The organism is Brevundimonas sp. (genome assembly GCF_965227765.1).
Lineage (GTDB): Bacteria > Pseudomonadota > Alphaproteobacteria > Caulobacterales > Caulobacteraceae > Brevundimonas.
Genome location: NZ_OZ245778.1, coordinates 508,242 through 523,436, shown reverse-complemented (window position 1 = coordinate 523,436; position 15,195 = coordinate 508,242). Strand labels below are relative to the sequence as shown.

Genomic DNA, 15,195 nt, shown 5'->3' with positions numbered 1-15,195 from the left:
CGCATTCTTTGGAAAGAAAATCCGGCCGTAACGGTCCAAACCTTGAGACATGACCGACGCCAAATCCCTTCTTGCGGTTCCCCCGGCCGGCGCCGCAGCCGACTGGACGATCCCGCAGGACTGGGCGCGCTACACCCCAGCCGAGCACGCCATGTGGGACACCCTGTTCGAGCGGCAGGCCAGGATGCTGCCGGGCCGGGTCAGTCCCACCTTCCTGGCCGGTCTGGACGTGCTGCGGATGTCCAAGCCCGGCATTCCCGATTTCGAGGAACTGTCCGAACGCCTGCACGCCCTGACCGGCTGGCGGGTCGTCGCCGTGCCCGGTCTGGTGCCCGACGAGGACTTCTTTCGCCACCTGGCCAACCGCACCTTCGTCGCCGGGCGGTTCATCCGAACCCCGGAACAGATCGACTATCTGCAGGAACCGGACGTCTTCCACGACGTCTTCGGCCACGTCCCCCTGCTCGCGAACCCGGTCTTCGCCGACTATATGCAGGCCTATGGCGAGGGGGGTCTGCGCTCGCTGGACCTGAACGCCATGCACCGGCTGGCGCGGCTGTACTGGTACACCGTCGAGTTCGGCCTGATCCGCGAAGACGGCGACCTGCGCCTGTACGGCGCGGGCATCGTCTCCAGCTATGGCGAGTCCCGCTTCGCCCTGGATGATCCCTCGCCTAACCGGATCGCGCTGGATCTGAAGCGGGTCATGCGCACCCGCTACAAGATCGACGACTACCAGCAGACCTATTTCGTCATCGACAGCTACGAAGACCTGCTGCGCCAGACGCTCGAGACCGATTTCGCCCCCCTCTATGCCGAGCTGGAGGGCGAGCCGGATCTGGCCACCGACGCCGTCCTGCCGACCGACACCGTCCTGACGCTGGGCTCGCAGGCCTATGCCCGTTCACAGAAGGAGGCTGTCGCATGACCCGCCTATCGACACATGACGGCGCCTTCGCCGGCCTGCAGCCCCAGGCGCCGGATGCGCTTCTGTCCCTGATCGGCCTGTACCGGGCCGACGCGCGGGCGGACAAGATCGACCTGGGCGTCGGCGTCTATCGCGACGCCGAAGGCCACACCCCGGTCCTGGCGGCGGTCAAGGCCGCCGAGGCCATCCTGCTGCGCGACCAGCAGAGCAAGTCCTACCTCGGCCCCGAAGGCGACCTCGGCTTTCTGGACCGGTTGAAGCCCATCGTGTTCGGCCCTCGCGACGCCGTCGACATCTTCGGCGTCCAGACCCCCGGCGGCACGGGCGCCCTGCGTCTTGCGTCCGAGCTGATCGCCGCAGCCCGGCCGGGCGCACGGATTTTCATGGGCACGCCGACCTGGCCCAACCATCCGCAGATCTTCGAGATCAGCGGCCTGGAGATCGTCAGCTATCGCTATTTCGACAGCCAGACCCAGGCCGTGCGCTTCGACGAGATGATGAGCGCCCTAGCTACGGCGCGTCCCGGCGATGCGATCCTGCTTCAGGCCTGCTGCCACAATCCGACCGGCGCCGATCTGGACGCTGGTCAGTGGGGCCAGATCGCCGACCTGATCGCCGCGCGCGGCCTGACGCCCCTGATCGATCTGGCCTATCAGGGATTGGGGCTGGGTCTGGAGTCGGACGCGGCCGGGATGCGGCGCGTGCTGGACGCGGCGCCCGACGCCCTTCTCGCCTATTCCTGCGACAAGAATTTCGGCCTTTATCGCGAGCGTGTCGGCGCCCTGTTCGCCGTGTCCGACAGCTCGGCGCGGCTGGAACTGGCGGCCTCCAACATAAAGGCCCTGGCGCGGGCCAACTGGTCGATGCCGCCGGATCACGGCGGCGCCGTCGTTCGCATCGTGCTGGAAGACGACGCCCTGACCCGGATGTGGCGCGACGAGTTGGAGACCATGCGCTCGCGCATCGTCGAGGTGCGCAAGGCGTTGGCCGCAGCCGAGCCCCGGCTGAGCGCTCTGGCCCAGCAGCACGGGATGTTCGCCCGGTTGCCGCTCAATCCAGCCCAGGTCGCACAGATGCGCGACCGCCACGCCGTCTATATGGCCGGGTCGGGCCGCATCAATCTCGCGGGCCTGACGCCTGCGACCGTTCCCCTCTTCGCCACGGCCTACGCCGCCTGTCTGCAGGAAGAATTCGCATGACCCAGATGACCGCAGAAAACCCCCTCGGCCTGGACGGCTTCGAGTTCGTCGAGTTCACCAGCCCCGATCCCGCCGCCATGAAGGCCCTGTTCGAACAGTTGGGCTTCGTCGCCGCCCACACCCATCCGACCAAGGCCGTGACCCGCTACAAGCAGGGCCGCATCAACCTGCTGGTCAACGAAGAGCCTGCCGGCCACGCCGCCGCCTTCCGTGACGCCCATGGCCCCTCGGCCAGCGGCATGGGCTTCCGCGTCGCCGATGTTCAGGCCGCCTATGACGAGGCGATCCGGCGCGGGGCCGTTCCCGCCGACGCCGCCACCACCGTGCTGGGCGAGCGGGCCAAGGTGTTGCAGGGCATCGGCGGATCGACGCTGTTCCTGGTCCCGGCGGACGGCGCCCTGTTCGCCGGCTGGACGCCCGTGCCCGGCGCCGAGGCGGCCGAGCTGGAAAACTCCGTCGGCCTGGATCTGCTGGACCACCTGACCCACAACGTCCGGCGCGGCCAGATGCGGACCTGGTCGACCTTCTATCGCGACATCTTCGGCTTCGAGGAGCAGAAGTATTTCGACATCAAGGGCCAGGCGACCGGCCTGTTCTCACAGGCCATGATCGCCCCCGACAAGGCGATCCGCATCCCTCTGAACGAAAGCCAGGACGACAAGAGCCAGATCGAGGAGTTCATCCGCCAGTATAGCGGCGAAGGCATCCAGCACCTGGCCCTGACCACCCCCGACATCTACGACACGGTCGAGAAGCTGCGTGCGCGCGGCGTCAGACTTCAGGACACCATCGAGACCTATTACGAGCTGGTCGACAAGCGCGTTCCGGGTCACGGCGAGGACCTGGAACGGCTGCGCAGGAACCGCATCCTGCTGGACGGCAATGTCGGAGAGGAGGGCCTGCTGCTGCAGATCTTCACAGAGAACCTGTTCGGCCCGATCTTCTTCGAGATCATCCAGCGCAAGGGTAACGAGGGCTTCGGCAACGGCAATTTCCAGGCCCTGTTCGAAAGCATCGAACTGGACCAGATCCGCCGCGGCGTCATCACCGTCGACGCCTGATCCTGGCGCCTTCCGGGGCGGTACGGCGGGCATCTGACACGGGGGCGGAGCGGGTCTTCACTGGCGTCATCGCGTTTGACGTCGGCCTGACCCGCGCCCGCGCGCTCGCTGAGCATGGCTGACAGCTGTGACTTGACCGATGCAGCTGGTCCGCGCCTTCCAACTTCCAGCATCTCGGGCTAAGCGCCCTTTGGTGAACCGCTCTCAGGCCGATTCCTGGTCGATCAGACGCTCGCTGGCCTTCCTCGCCGCGACGTTTGCAATCGTGTTCGCGACCTTCCTCCCGTCGGCGGTGACCGCTTCGGCGGCCACCGGCTCCCCCGTCATGCTGTGTTCCGGAGACCTGATCACGGTCGTCCACGACACAAATGGCACGCCCCGACCCGAGAAACCTTCCGGCATCGACAGCCTGAAGTGCGCCTCCTGCGTGCTGTCCGCCCTGACGATCCTTCCGCCTCCCCCTCCGGTCCACCCTGGGCCGCCTGTCCGCGTCGCCATCGTTCAACCGGCCTTGCAGGACGACGTTGCGCCGATCGCGCTGGCACGTGTCGGTCTTCGGCCGCCTTCGACCGCTCCCCCTATCGCCTGAACAGACGCCTCCATCCGCCCGCCAGTCTCGTGACCAGCGCGCGCATTCCCCTGTTCAGGATCAAACCTCCATGTCTCTCAACACCACGACTGCGCCCGGCGCGCTGCTGATCGCGGCGTTCGCAATGCCGCTTGTCGCCACACAGGCCCTGGCTCAATCGCCTTCCCCCCAGGCCGCGGCGGTCGATCTCGGCACAGGCATCGCGTTCGGCGCCTGGCGCGTCGTTTATTCGATCGGCGCCGAGGATCGCGTGCTGCCGAGCGATCCTCGCACCTTCAGTGTCCGTCTGACCCGAAGCCTTGGAGGGCCGTCGTGACTGCGCCATTGCCGCAAGGCTACAGCCTTCATGCCGAGACGCCGCTCGCTGCAGACTACCTTCGGCTCAGGCTCGAAACCGGCCTGAGCCCCAAGTCCGCTGAAGGCGCCGCTCTGGGCCTTCCGAACACGCGCCATGCGGTCGTGATCCGTCATGACGACGCTGTCATCGGCATGGGACGCGTGATCGGCGACGGCGGTCTGTTCTTTCAGGTCGTCGACATCGCCGTCGATGCGCGCCACCAGGGACGTGGCCTCGGCAAGGCGATCGTCGAGGCTCTTGTCGATCACTTGCACGCCACGGCGCCCAGCGGCGCCTACGTCAGCCTCATGGCCGATGGCGAGGCCCACAAGCTCTACTCACAGTTCGGCTTCGAACACACCGCGCCCCGCTCCGTCGGAATGGCGTTCGTGATCAGGCCCATCGCCAGGGAGGACATCTGATGTCGATCGAAGCGAACCGGATCCCTGGTTCACCGGACGGACAGGACCAGACCTTGCTCTCGGGCGCCTACCGCGCGGTGTGGCGCTGGCATTTCTACGCCGGACTGCTGGTGCTGCCGATCCTGTGCCTGATGGCCCTGACCGGCGGCCTCTACCTCTTCAAGGACGGGATCGACGCCGCCATCTACCGTCCCTTGGCGCATGTCGAGGCCCGCGCCGGGACCGCATCGCCCGACCGCTGGGTCACAGTCACAGAAGCGGCGACCGGCGGCATCGTCTCCAGCGTCATCGTACCCGCCCAACCAGATCAGGCTGCGCGCCTGACCGTTGATTTCGAGGACGGTAGCCGTCGTACGGCCTTTGTCGATCCCCACGACGCCCGACTGATCGGCGTCACGCCTTTCGGCGGCGTCATGGAAACGATCAAGGGACTGCACAGCCTGTCGGTTGTCGGCAAATGGGCCAACTACCTTGTCGAGGTCGTCGCCGGCTGGGCCGTCATCCTGGTCGCCACCGGCGTCTTCCTCTGGTGGCCCCGCAAGCGCGAGGCGGGTGTCATGACGATCAGGGCGACCGATCTCAAACGCCGACCGTTCTGGCGCGACCTGCACGCCATCACAGGTCTCTATGCGGGCGGCGTCATCGCCTTCCTGGCGATCACCGGCATGCCCTGGTCCGCCTTCTGGGGCGATCAGTACATGGCCTACCTCAAGGATCACGGCCTCGGTCGTCCAACGGCTCCTCCCGCCGCCAGCCCGTTCGCCCACGCCACCCACAAGACCATGCCGGTCGGGGTCGGCTGGACGATGGAAGGGATGGTCATGCCCATGCATGAAGGCTCTCACCCTCATGCCATGCCCGCGAGGCTCTCCACGGTCATCGCTGCCGCCGACGCCAATCATCTGGTCCGCCCCTACACCGTGTCCATCCCATCGGATCCGGGCCTGGCCTGGACCGCAGCCCGCGCGGCGCGTCAGGTCGAGGACACGCGCTCGCTCTACATTGATGGGGCGACGGGAGCGGTGAAGGCCGACATCCGCTACGATCAGTTCGGCGTTGGGGCCAAGGCCTTTGAATGGGGCATCGCGGTCCACCAGGGCACCCAATATGGGCGGCTGAACCAGTTCGTCATGCTGGGCGGTTGCATCGCCATATGGTTGCTGTCGATCAGCGCGGTGATGATGTGGTGGAAGCGACGGCCGCCGAACCTCGCCATGGGTCGCCTGGGCGCACCCGTAGCGCCGACAGGACCAAGAGCCCGCGCCGCCGTCCTGGGCATCGTCCTGCCGCTTGCGGCCCTCTATCCGCTGACGGGCCTGAGCTTAGTGATCGCGGTTGTTTTCGATCTTGCCCTGAAGCGCCTGCGTCGGCGTAGGCATGCTGCTTGAGGTCGAGGTTCCAAAATAACGGGGCCCCGGCGTCGCCTAGGCATTTTCGGCCGAGCGACGCCCCTCCGATGGTGTCCGCTCAGCCGAGCTCGGTCTCAAACCGGGCGGCGTCCGGTCCCGGCAGATCCGTGCGCGCCCGGACCGCCACCTCGTTCGCCAGCTTGCGCGCAGCCGGCGCCAGAGCGGACCCATTCTCACCCAGCGATCGCAGCGCCTTGTATAAGCGGATCGCCACCTGCAGATCGCCGAGCCCGAACCGGACGAGGGGACCGAACAGATCGTCGAGCAGATCGCTGCTTTTCAGCTGGGGCTCGATGAGCCTGTCATCCGAATGCTCCTTCTCCACCACATCTGTCGGTCGCGACCAGTCATCGAACAGGCGCACGCCCGTCCCGATCACCGCGATCGCCGTGCCGGGATCATGGATGGCGGGCGACAGCGCCTTGCCGCCGATCTCACCCAGGACGATCAGACCATGGCGGGGATCCTGGGCGAAGGTTCGCGCCCGATCCAGCGAGAACGCCGCAATGATATCCGACAGCGCCCGGTCTGAGAGTCTGTGCGTGTCCAGCCGACACAGCGCCTCGTCGCGACGCACGAAGGCGCCGGTGGTCGCGACAACCTCGATCCTGCAAGCCAGCTTTTCCGCCATCATCCGCAGGGCCTGGCGGTCGATGTTCTGCACATAGCCCGTGACCGGCGAGACCACCGTCGCGCCGGAAAGGCGCTCAGGGCGAACGCCCGAACTCAGCCGGTAGAGCTTCAGCGCCTCGGCGGTCTCGTCCTCGACCTTATCGATCATGTGGCTGAGGCGGGCCAGGCTGGACAATCTGTTGATCCAGGCCAGCAGTCGGAAGGCGACCAGCACGACCACGCCCAGGCTGGTCAAGAACAGCACCGCCCGACCTTCAGGACCGTAGTACCGGGCATTCACGGCCGTGGTCGCCACCACGGCGTAAAGGAAGGCGCCCACGAAGGTCGCCAGCGATTTCTGCGTGGTCTCGTCGGAGGTCACCAGCGCCGCGACCCGGGGCGAGGCGGCCTGGGAGACGGCGGTATAGGCGCTGACCATGGCGCCGAGCGAGAAGGTGGCGACCGCCAGAAGGCTGGAGGCGAGGATGGCCAGGATCGCCTCGACGGATTCGCCCCCCAGTCTGTCCGCCATCTGCGATGGCACCCAGGGGGTCAGCAGGACCGCCGCCAGGGCCGCCGCGCATCCGAACAGGGCGTAGAAACTCGCCCGCACCCAGATCTCGGACTTGAGCTTGCGCCAGGTAAACAGCCAGCGATTCATGTCCGTCCTCCCACGACCATGGAAGACCGCGGGACCCGCGATCGTTCCGGCCCGGCCGCCGGGAAACGCCGAATGGCGCTCAGCCTCCGCGCCATTCGCTGAGCGTGGCGCCGGCGGCGTCCTCGAAGGCGACCCGGTCGAGCTGGACCGCAGCGATACAGACGGGACGCTGATCCGGCCCAGAGCTGCGACAGCGGATCGCGCGACCCTCGGGGAAGGCCGCGATCCGACCCTCCAGCACCAGACGGTATCCCTGAGCCGGCGCGACCGCAGGCTGATTGTCCACGCCACGCACCGTGTGTTCGTAGGCCCGGCCATTGCGTCGCCCCAGGCGTGACCCGTCGGCCGCGAACACTGACGCCAGGCCCATGGTCTGGCGCGATGGAGCGGCAGGCCCGCCCAAGTTGTCGGAGGTCGAAATGCGGGGACAGTCGCCTGACCTCAGCCAGGGCCGAGTGAGCCAGACGCCCTCCACAGCCTCCCAGCTCTGTTCGGCTCCATCGGCGATCAAAGGCGACCCCTTCCAGTCGCCCGGCGTCAGGGCGACCTTCAGACCTTGTCCGTCCGCACTGCGCGACCAGGTCGCCAAACCGTCCTCGACCTTTGTCTCCGGGTCCCGCGATGTCTCGCCAGCGCAGCCGAAAGCCTGTCGGACGACGAACCGCCGGCCGACCAGGGAGTCTTGCCCGCCCTCCATGCCGCCTGCATAGGCGGAGGCCGCTGCGTCCATGGCTGCGATCAGCCCGATGCGGTCGAGAGCCGCCACCGGCGTCGGCGCCACGGGGGGCGGAGTCAGTTTCGCAGGCGCGGAACTCGTCGCTGGCTCGGCCGGGTCCCGCTGGCAACCTCCCAGAACGGAACTGAGCAGGGCCAAGGACGTCGCGAGCGCGACGACCGACGGGCGTGGCGACACGGTCGGTTCAAGCATGGATCAACCCTAGCACAGGCGCGCCAGCGGGGGGCAAGCGCCCGAAAAAGGTTGACGAGGCGAAGCGATGACGGTCTGCAAGGGCGCATGACCTTCGATCAGATTGCGGCGCTCGCCGTGCTCATCGGCGTCGTCGGCGTCCTGATCCATGGTCGGGTTCGCGCCGACGTCGTGGCCCTGACCGGCGCGGCCGTCCTGCTCCTGCTTGGCGTCGTGCGGCCTGTGGAGGTGCAGGGCGCCTTTGCTAGCCCCGCCGTCATCGCCCTGGCCGGCCTGTTCGTGATCGCCTATGCCATCGAACTGTCCGGACTGCTGGGCCTGCTCATCCGCCGGGCGACGGAGTTGGCCGCCCGGATCGGCGCGCGGGGCATCTGGATCGTCATCGGCCTTTGCGGATCCGTCGGCGGCTTCCTCAACAACACCCCCGTGGTCGTGCTTGCCGCGCCCGTCATCCGCGATGTGGCCCAGTCACTGCGGCTGTCGCCCAAACGGTTTCTCATGCCCTTGAGCCACGTCACGGTCCTGGGCGGCCTGCTGACACTGATCGGGACCTCCACCAACCTCCTGGTCAACGACATGGCGCGCAACGCCGGACAGCCGGTGTTCGGCCTATTCGAGATCACTCCGGTCGGTCTGGCCATCGCTCTTGCCGGCGCGCTCTGGCTCTACTTCGTGGGCGCCAGGCAGCTGGGTCGCGCGGTAGCTATGGACGAGGCGGAAGCTTCCCGTCTGGCCCAGATCGAGGAGACCCGCCGACTCCAAGAGGCTGAGGCTTCCAGGCGCCGCCGTCGGCTGCTGCCGTTCGGCCTGCCCCGCCTCGGAGAGTCCCGCAATCAGCCGGACGGGTCAGGCGACGCCCATCTGGGAGACATCGATCTCTACGGGGCGGCGGATCGGCCCTTTCGTCTGCGCCCGGCGATGCTGTCGCTGGCCGTCTTCGTCCTGGTGATCCTCTCTGCTGCGCTTGGCTGGGCGCCGATCGCGGCCTCGGCCTTCGCCGGCGCCGTGGCGCTGATCCTGCTGAAGGTCATTACGCCGGAAGAGGCCTACGCCGGCCTGCGCCCCGAAATCCTGTTGCTGATCGCCGGCATGGTCGTGGTCGGCACGGCCATCGAGGTCACCGGCCTGGCTGCGGCCGGGGCCGAACGGCTGATCGACGTCATCCGACCCATGGGGCCGCTCGGCGCCTTGATCGTGCTCTACGGGGTCACCCTGTTCGCCACCGAGTTGCTGTCGAACGCCACGGTCGCGGTGCTCATCACCCCGATCGCCGTCGCCCTGGCCGAAAGCCTGGGTGTCGATCCCCGCCCCTTCCTGGTCTGCGTCATGATGGCCGCCTCGGCCGCCTTCGCCACCCCCTTCGGCTATCAGACCAATGTCCTCGTCTTCAACATGGGCGGCTACAGCTACATGGACTTCGTCCGGGTCGGCCTGCCGCTCAACCTCGTCACCTGGGTGGCGGCGATGATCGCCATCCCGATCTTCTTCCCGTTTTGACAGGGGTTGCGAAGTTCAGTCTCGCCCCAGCGGACATTTCGAACGTCTGACATCAGTCAGACTCGGTCATCAGGCCTAGCTGACGGCTGAGCACGCCTCTGCAGCTTGCCCCTGAGGCTGCGAACTGCAGCGCAACGGCGGGCGCCGTGCGTTTGATGAAGGTCTCGCCTATATAGGGGCCCTGCCTTGTGGCCTGCACCCCGTCAGAACCCGTGCACGCGCCGCCCTGTCGATTTTGAATATACCGAACCCATGCCTTTGAACCCGCCTCACAGACTGTCCGTCGCCCCCATGATGGACTGGACGGATCGGCATTGCCGGGCCTTCCACCGCACCCTGACGCGGCGCGCGCTGCTGTATACGGAGATGGTCACGGCGCCGGCGGTGATCCATGGGGATCGCGAGCGGCTGCTGGGGTTCGACGGCTGCGAACATCCAGTGGCCCTGCAACTGGGCGGCTCCGATCCGGCGCAACTCGCTGAGGCGGCGCGGATCGGCGCGGCGTTTGGCTATGACGAGATCAACCTGAATGTCGGCTGTCCCTCGGACCGGGTTCAGTCGGGCCGGTTCGGCGCCTGTCTGATGCGCGAGCCGGAACTGGTCGCCGACTGCATGGCGGCGATCAAGGCGGCGGTCGATGTCCCCGCCACGGTCAAATGCCGCATCGGGGTGGACGATCAGGACCCGCTGGTCAGCCTGTTCGCCACGGTGGACGCCTCGGCCGCCGTCGGCGTCACGAGCTTTGTCGTCCATGCGCGAAAGGCCTGGCTGAAAGGCCTGTCGCCCAAGGAAAACCGCGACGTGCCGCCGCTGGACTACGCCCTGGTGCGCCGGCTGAAGCGCGAGCGGCCGCACCTGACCATCTGCATCAACGGCGGCATCGCCAGCCTGGACGAGGCCGAGGCGCATCTGGGCGCGCACGAGGATCTGGGCGATCTGCGGCTGGACGGCGTCATGCTGGGCCGCGCCGCCTATCACGAGCCCGCCATCCTGGGGCAGGTGGACGCCCGCCTGTTCGGCGACGGCGAGACGGTCGATCCGTTTGCGGCAGTCGAGGCCTACAAGCCCTATCTGGCCGCGCGGCTGGCCGAGGGCGTCAACCTGCACGCCATGACGCGGCATATGCTGGGGCTGATGCATGGGCGGCCCGGCGCCCGCGCCTTCCGTCGCATCCTGACGGTCGAAGCCATCGGCGCCGGGGCCGGTCTGGAGGTCGTGGATCGGGCGCTGGAAGCCGTCCGCGAGGCCGAGGCCCGCCGCGAGCGCACGCCCGAGGCGGCCTGATAAACGGCAGAACGCGTCAGTCGGGACAAGCGCCGCCCGGCTCGCTAGTCAGGGTTCATGACCGACCTGCCCCTGAATGAAATCCTGTCTTTGCTGGCCGCCGTCATCGCCGCCGGTCTGATCGGCGGCCTGGTCGCAGGCCTGTTCGGCGTGGGCGGCGGGACGGTGATCGTGCCGGCCCTCTTCTATGCCTTCGAGGTGTTGGGCCTGGGCGGCGAGAGCAATCTGCACGTCGCCATCGGCACCTCCCTGATGACCATCGTCGCCACGTCCTGGCGGTCGCTGGGCGCGCACCGGGCGCATGGGGCGGTGGACGAACAGGTGCTGAAGACCTGGACGCCCTGGGTCGGGTTCGGCGCCCTGGTCGGCGCCGGGATCGCCGGCTTTACCTCCATGGGCGGCCTGGCCATCGTCTATGGCGTCTGCCTGACCCTGGTCGCGGCCCAGATGGGTCTGCTGCCAGAGCGGGTGACTCTGGCCAAGGATCTACCGACAGGTTGGGGGCGCAGGCTGATCGGCACCGTGATCGGCGGGCTGTCCGCCATGATGGGCGTGGGCGGCGGCAGTTTCGGCGGCATGCTGCTGACCCTGTGCGGGCGGCCGATCCATCAGGCGGTGGCCACTGCATCCGGGTTCGGCATCGCCATCGGTGCTGCGGCCATGGTCGGGTTCGCGATCTTCGGCTGGGACGCGCCGGGGCGGCCGCCGCTGTCGCTGGGCTATGTCAACGTCCCGGCGGCGGTGCTGATGGGGCTGCTGACGACCCTTGTCGCCCCCTATGGCGCGCGACTGGCGCACAGGCTGGACAAGCGGATCCTGCGCCGGGCGTTTGCGGTCTATCTGCTGATCACCGCCATATCGGTGATGGTGAAGGCGCTATAGAAACGCGCGGTCAGGGCCGCAGGGTCAGGCCCGCAGGCGTCGCCTCGAACGCCGACAACCGCCCCAGATAGCTCATGCCCAGAAGCGACTGGGCCAGTCCCTCTTCGACCACCAGCGCCTGGACCTGCGGGATTTCGGCGCCGGCGACGGCGACGGATTTCAGGGTGATGGCGGCGGCGCGGGCGGGGCCGGCAGCGGTCTGGACCGTGCTGGAAAAATCCTCAGGCGTCAGCTTCAGCCCCAGACGCAGGGCGTCGTCGCGGGTCAGGGCCACGACGCTGGCGCCCGTATCGACCAACACGCGAACGGCGCGGCCTTCGATCCGGGCCTCGGCCCAGTAGTGTCCATCGGCGGCGCGCAGCACCTGGGCCGAGGTCGAGCGAGGGCTGGCGTGCGGCTCTGCGGCCATGGCGATCGGAGCCACCATTGCGGCCGCCTGAGCCTGGCCTCTCTGGTCGGCGTGATTCAGCCAGAAGGCCGCCGTCAGCGAAGAGGCCGTGGCCATCACCAATACAACTGCAGTCTGGAAATCGAAGCGGACCATCGGGCTCATGCGACTAAAACCGCTTCTGCGGTCCAGACCATCCTGCACGCCCGGTCTTGGGATGCGGTGAACCGATATGGCTGACAGAGTCTTAGCGAGCTTGACCCTGAGGTGGGGGCCTCATCAGAGGCCCAGTTTCACCGGGTCGATCTGGGCCTGACGCGCCGGCAGATCGGCCATGATGCTTGCGCGCTGGGCGTCGGTCAGGCTGCTCCAGTCGGCGATCTCCGACAGGGTGCGATAGCAGCCCAGGCACAGGCTGCTCTCGCCATCGACGATGCAGACCTGGACGCAAGGGGTCGCGATGGACCGGGGGATGGCGGATGACGGGGCGGTGCTCACCCTGTCCTCATAAGGCTTGCCGAAGGGGGCGTCAGTCCCGAAAAGACCGCAACCCCGTCGATGGAGCCGTCATGCCCGCCCTGATCTCGCAACAACGTATCGCCCAGACCGGCGGCGGCAGCGTCGCCGTCCTGACCTTCGAGCGGCCCGAGCGGCTAAACGCCCTGCCCGACCTGACCGACGGCGACGAGGTGGCGGGAATTTGCGAGGCGATCAACGCCGACCTGGACGTGCGCTGCGTCGTCCTGAGCGGGGCCGGGCGCGCCTTTTCCGCCGGGGGCGACCTGAACGCCATGCGCGAGCGCCGCGACCTGTTCCAGGGCTCGGGCGCCGCCATCCGCGAATCCTATCGCCGCGTGGTCCACCGCATCGTGCGCAGCCTCTATGGGCTGGAGGTCCCGCTGATCGCGGCGGTCAACGGACCGGCCATGGGGCTGGGTTGCGACATCGCCGGTCTGGCCGACATCCGCATCGCCTCGGACCGGGCCAGCTTCGGCGTGCCCTTCCTGAAGCTGGGCATCATCCCCGGCGATGGCGGGTCGTGGCTGCTGCCGCGCAATGTCGGATACGCCCGCGCCGCCGAGATGCTGTTCACCGCCCGCTCGATCGACGCCGAAACCGCCGAGCAATGGGGCCTGGTCAATCGCGTGGTCGGCCACGACGCCCTGATGGACGAGGCGATGAAGACGGCGTCCCAGATCGCGGCCCAGCCGCCCCGCGCCCTGCGGATGTCCAAGGCCCTGCTGCGTCAGGGGCGCGACATGAATTTCGACCAGACGCTGGAGCTGTCGGCGGCCATGCAGGCCCTGGCCCACCTGACCGACGACCATCTGGAAGGGGTTCAGGCGGTGCTGGAAAAACGCCCCGGCGTCTTCACCGGCGACTGATCAGGCGACGCCGGCCAGGAATTCGAAGATCGCCGCCTTGGCCTCGGCCTCGTCCAGCATGGGGGCGTGGCCGATGCCGGGGACCTCGGCATAGTCCATGTTCGGCGCGGCCTTCTTCATCTTGGCCACGATGTCGGCGCTCAGCAGGTCCGAGGTCCCGCCTCGCACCAGCAGCACCGGCCGATTTCGCGCCAGACGCCGGAACCAGGGCCACAGATTGGGAACCAGGGCCTTGGCCCCAGCCGCCCGGATCGGCACGGCGATGTCGGGGTCATAGTCCAGCACGGGTGACCCCTCGGTGCCGTCGCGGAAGACGCGGCGCGCGAAGGCCTCCCAGTCGGCGTCGGTATTCTGGGGGAAGGCGACCTCGTTGATGCGCCGGGCATAGGCGGCGGCGTCGGCCCAGGTCGGGGTCTCGACCGGCTGGCCGGAATAGGCGGCGATGCGGGTCAGGCCCTCGGCTGAGACCTCGGGCCCGATGTCGTTCAGGATGGCGGCGGCGACCATGCGCGGCTTGATCGCCGTCAGGGCCATAGTGATCAGCCCCCCCATGGACGTGCCCATGAAGACGGCGCGGGCGATCCCCGCCTGTTCCATCAGGGCGACCACGTCCCTGGCATAGACGTCGGGCGAATAGGTCATGGGATCGGGCGCACGGTCGGACAGGCCGCGTCCGCGCACGTCGATGGCCAGGACGCGGCGGCCGCTCTGGGCGATCAGGGGGGCGATGGCCTCGAAGTCCGCGCTGTTCCTGGTCAGGCCGTGGATGGCGATCACAGGCAGCTTGGCCGGGCCGTCGGCGGCGGGATAGTCGCGCGCGAACAGGCTGAGGCCATCGGGCGAGACGAAGCGGCGTTGGGCGAAGATGGTGGGGTTCTGGCTCATGTCGGGTCTCCTCAGCCGCCCAAAAGGTCGCGCACGAAGGCGTCGAGATCAGGGCCGTCGAACAGGAAGCCCGAGACCCCCGCGCGGCGGGCGGCCTCCATGTCCGAGGGCTTGTCGCCGATCATGAAGGATCTGGCGGGATCGATATTGTGGTCGGCGATGGCGCGCAGCAGCATGCCCGGATTGGGCTTTCGGTCCGGGTGGTCGGGATGGACATATTCGGCCACCGTCCCGTCGCTGTGGAAGGGACAGGCGTAGGTCGCGCCGATGATCCCGCCCTTCGCGCCCAGTTTGCGAACCAGCATCCGGTTGAAGCCCTGCATGGTCTCCAGGCTGAACATGCCGCGCGCGACGCCGGACTGGTTGGTGACGATGACGGCCAGGTATCCGGCGCGGTTCAGCCGCACCACCGCCTCGGCCGCGCCGGGGATCAGCACCAGATGCTCTTCAAGATGCGGATAGCCGCAGTCCTCGATCAGGACGCCGTCGCGGTCGAGGAAGACGGCGGAGATGCCGGAGGTCGGGGTGGGCGCAGTCGTATTCATGCGCCCGATCTAGGCGTGCGCGTTGCAAGCCGCAACGCGAAGTGACCCTGTCGCGTTTGGCGTCGGGAACCGTCATTTGCTACGGACGCCCCATCATCGCCGTGACCGCTCGCCAGCGGACACATCGACAGCCTGCCCCGCGCCTGCGTTATAAGGAAGCGGTCCGCCTCAGCCGCGCCCCTC

At 67.8% G+C, this 15,195-nt stretch carries 18 protein-coding genes; 11 read left to right on the top strand and 7 right to left on the bottom strand.

What is annotated here, in order from left to right:
- The first annotated feature begins 49 nt into the window (after positions 1–49).
- The 3 genes from phhA to hppD are packed head-to-tail and all read left to right on the top strand — an operon-like array spanning position 50 to position 3,188.
- The gene (gene phhA, locus ACO05L_RS02570) at positions 50–928 is read left to right on the top strand and encodes a phenylalanine 4-monooxygenase (protein ID WP_421730614.1); all 879 of its coding nucleotides are present in this window, start codon (positions 50–52) and stop codon (positions 926–928) included.
- Positions 925–2,127 carry an amino acid aminotransferase gene (locus ACO05L_RS02565; RefSeq protein ID WP_421730613.1) on the top strand — a complete coding sequence of 401 codons (1,203 nt, stop codon included), beginning with the start codon at positions 925–927 and terminating at the stop codon, positions 2,125–2,127. The genes phhA and ACO05L_RS02565 overlap by 4 nt, the downstream gene beginning before the upstream one ends.
- Positions 2,124–3,188, top strand: a complete 1,065-nt coding sequence (gene hppD, locus ACO05L_RS02560; protein ID WP_421730612.1) for a 4-hydroxyphenylpyruvate dioxygenase — start codon at positions 2,124–2,126, stop codon at positions 3,186–3,188. The genes ACO05L_RS02565 and hppD overlap by 4 nt, the downstream gene beginning before the upstream one ends.
- Before the next feature lie 204 nt (positions 3,189–3,392).
- On the opposite strand, the gene ACO05L_RS02555 is transcribed toward hppD, so the two are convergent.
- The gene (locus ACO05L_RS02555; protein WP_421731730.1) at positions 3,393–3,515 is read right to left on the bottom strand and encodes a hypothetical protein; all 123 of its coding nucleotides are present in this window, start codon (positions 3,513–3,515) and stop codon (positions 3,393–3,395) included.
- Between ACO05L_RS02555 and ACO05L_RS02550 the strand changes: the two genes are divergently transcribed.
- The 4 genes from ACO05L_RS02550 to ACO05L_RS02535 all read left to right on the top strand — a co-directional run bounded on the left by ACO05L_RS02550 (position 3,481) and on the right by ACO05L_RS02535 (position 5,924).
- Positions 3,481–3,777: a hypothetical protein gene (locus ACO05L_RS02550; RefSeq protein WP_421731725.1), complete on the top strand. Its 297-nt coding sequence runs from the start codon at positions 3,481–3,483 to the stop codon at positions 3,775–3,777. The genes ACO05L_RS02555 and ACO05L_RS02550 overlap by 35 nt on opposite strands.
- Positions 3,778–3,847: 70 nt before the next feature.
- Positions 3,848–4,093: a hypothetical protein gene (locus ACO05L_RS02545; protein WP_421730611.1), complete on the top strand. Its 246-nt coding sequence runs from the start codon at positions 3,848–3,850 to the stop codon at positions 4,091–4,093.
- Complete coding sequence (locus tag ACO05L_RS02540; protein ID WP_421730610.1) at positions 4,090–4,536, top strand: GNAT family N-acetyltransferase; 447 nt, start codon at positions 4,090–4,092, stop codon at positions 4,534–4,536. Before ACO05L_RS02545 ends, ACO05L_RS02540 begins: the two co-directional genes overlap by 4 nt.
- Positions 4,536–5,924 carry a PepSY-associated TM helix domain-containing protein gene (locus ACO05L_RS02535; protein WP_421730609.1) on the top strand — a complete coding sequence of 463 codons (1,389 nt, stop codon included), beginning with the start codon at positions 4,536–4,538 and terminating at the stop codon, positions 5,922–5,924. The genes ACO05L_RS02540 and ACO05L_RS02535 overlap by 1 nt, the downstream gene beginning before the upstream one ends.
- A gap of 79 nt (positions 5,925–6,003) precedes the next feature.
- Here ACO05L_RS02535 and ACO05L_RS02530 read toward each other — a convergent pair whose 3' ends face one another.
- Together ACO05L_RS02530 and ACO05L_RS02525 are read right to left on the bottom strand one after the other, a co-directional pair.
- Positions 6,004–7,218 (bottom strand): DUF2254 domain-containing protein, encoded by a 1,215-nt coding sequence (locus ACO05L_RS02530; protein ID WP_421730608.1) that lies wholly within the window; start codon positions 7,216–7,218, stop codon positions 6,004–6,006.
- A 79-nt stretch (positions 7,219–7,297) separates the two neighbouring features.
- Positions 7,298–7,999, bottom strand: a complete 702-nt coding sequence (locus tag ACO05L_RS02525; RefSeq protein WP_421730607.1) for a hypothetical protein — start codon at positions 7,997–7,999, stop codon at positions 7,298–7,300.
- Between the two features lie 234 nt (positions 8,000–8,233).
- On the opposite strand from ACO05L_RS02525, the gene ACO05L_RS02520 reads away from it, so the two are divergent.
- The 3 genes from ACO05L_RS02520 (at position 8,234) to ACO05L_RS02510 (ending at position 11,809) form a co-directional block, all read left to right on the top strand.
- Positions 8,234–9,643 carry an SLC13 family permease gene (locus ACO05L_RS02520; protein WP_421730606.1) on the top strand — a complete coding sequence of 470 codons (1,410 nt, stop codon included), beginning with the start codon at positions 8,234–8,236 and terminating at the stop codon, positions 9,641–9,643.
- 252 nt (positions 9,644–9,895) lie between these two features.
- Positions 9,896–10,927, top strand: a complete 1,032-nt coding sequence (dusA, locus tag ACO05L_RS02515) for a tRNA dihydrouridine(20/20a) synthase DusA (RefSeq protein ID WP_421730605.1) — start codon at positions 9,896–9,898, stop codon at positions 10,925–10,927.
- 57 nt (positions 10,928–10,984) lie between these two features.
- Positions 10,985–11,809, top strand: a complete 825-nt coding sequence (locus ACO05L_RS02510; RefSeq protein ID WP_421730604.1) for a sulfite exporter TauE/SafE family protein — start codon at positions 10,985–10,987, stop codon at positions 11,807–11,809.
- Positions 11,810–11,819: 10 nt separating this feature from the next.
- Here the strand turns inward: ACO05L_RS02510 and ACO05L_RS02505 are convergent, their stop codons facing one another.
- Together ACO05L_RS02505 and ACO05L_RS02500 are read right to left on the bottom strand one after the other, a co-directional pair.
- Positions 11,820–12,362, bottom strand: coding sequence for a TIGR02281 family clan AA aspartic protease (locus ACO05L_RS02505; protein ID WP_421730603.1), 543 nt, complete (start codon positions 12,360–12,362; stop codon positions 11,820–11,822).
- Positions 12,363–12,476: 114 nt separating this feature from the next.
- Entirely contained in the window at positions 12,477–12,695 is a 219-nt protein-coding gene (locus ACO05L_RS02500) for a DUF1289 domain-containing protein (RefSeq protein ID WP_421730602.1), read from the bottom strand.
- Positions 12,696–12,766: 71 nt separating this feature from the next.
- Here ACO05L_RS02500 and ACO05L_RS02495 point away from each other — a divergent pair, with 71 nt between their 5' ends.
- The gene (locus ACO05L_RS02495; protein ID WP_421730601.1) at positions 12,767–13,582 is read left to right on the top strand and encodes a crotonase/enoyl-CoA hydratase family protein; all 816 of its coding nucleotides are present in this window, start codon (positions 12,767–12,769) and stop codon (positions 13,580–13,582) included.
- Here ACO05L_RS02495 and ACO05L_RS02490 read toward each other — a convergent pair whose 3' ends face one another.
- A complete protein-coding gene (locus ACO05L_RS02490) occupies positions 13,583–14,467 on the bottom strand; it encodes an alpha/beta fold hydrolase (RefSeq protein WP_421730600.1) in 885 nt (294 codons plus the stop codon).
- An 11-nt stretch (positions 14,468–14,478) separates the two neighbouring features.
- The gene (locus tag ACO05L_RS02485; protein ID WP_421730599.1) at positions 14,479–15,012 is read right to left on the bottom strand and encodes a D-glycero-alpha-D-manno-heptose-1,7-bisphosphate 7-phosphatase; all 534 of its coding nucleotides are present in this window, start codon (positions 15,010–15,012) and stop codon (positions 14,479–14,481) included.
- Positions 15,013–15,195: the final 183 nt, after the last annotated feature.

Excerpts from the sequence above, each read along its gene's own strand:
- hppD (WP_421730612.1), top strand. The coding sequence starts at position 2,124 with ATGACCCAGATGACCGCAGAAAACCCCCTCGGCCTGGACGGCTTCGAG.
- ACO05L_RS02520 (WP_421730606.1), top strand. The coding sequence starts at position 8,234 with ATGACCTTCGATCAGATTGCGGCGCTCGCCGTGCTCATCGGCGTCGTC.
- phhA (WP_421730614.1), top strand. The coding sequence starts at position 50 with ATGACCGACGCCAAATCCCTTCTTGCGGTTCCCCCGGCCGGCGCCGCA.
- ACO05L_RS02530 (WP_421730608.1), bottom strand. The coding sequence starts at position 7,218 with ATGAATCGCTGGCTGTTTACCTGGCGCAAGCTCAAGTCCGAGATCTGG.
- dusA (WP_421730605.1), top strand. The coding sequence starts at position 9,896 with ATGCCTTTGAACCCGCCTCACAGACTGTCCGTCGCCCCCATGATGGAC.
- ACO05L_RS02545 (WP_421730611.1), top strand. The coding sequence starts at position 3,848 with ATGTCTCTCAACACCACGACTGCGCCCGGCGCGCTGCTGATCGCGGCG.
- ACO05L_RS02555 (WP_421731730.1), bottom strand. The coding sequence starts at position 3,515 with ATGACGGGGGAGCCGGTGGCCGCCGAAGCGGTCACCGCCGACGGGAGG.
- ACO05L_RS02510 (WP_421730604.1), top strand. The coding sequence starts at position 10,985 with ATGACCGACCTGCCCCTGAATGAAATCCTGTCTTTGCTGGCCGCCGTC.
- ACO05L_RS02535 (WP_421730609.1), top strand. The coding sequence starts at position 4,536 with ATGTCGATCGAAGCGAACCGGATCCCTGGTTCACCGGACGGACAGGAC.
- ACO05L_RS02495 (WP_421730601.1), top strand. The coding sequence starts at position 12,767 with ATGCCCGCCCTGATCTCGCAACAACGTATCGCCCAGACCGGCGGCGGC.
- ACO05L_RS02485 (WP_421730599.1), bottom strand. The coding sequence starts at position 15,012 with ATGAATACGACTGCGCCCACCCCGACCTCCGGCATCTCCGCCGTCTTC.
- ACO05L_RS02490 (WP_421730600.1), bottom strand. The coding sequence starts at position 14,467 with ATGAGCCAGAACCCCACCATCTTCGCCCAACGCCGCTTCGTCTCGCCC.
- ACO05L_RS02505 (WP_421730603.1), bottom strand. The coding sequence starts at position 12,362 with ATGAGCCCGATGGTCCGCTTCGATTTCCAGACTGCAGTTGTATTGGTG.
- ACO05L_RS02565 (WP_421730613.1), top strand. The coding sequence starts at position 925 with ATGACCCGCCTATCGACACATGACGGCGCCTTCGCCGGCCTGCAGCCC.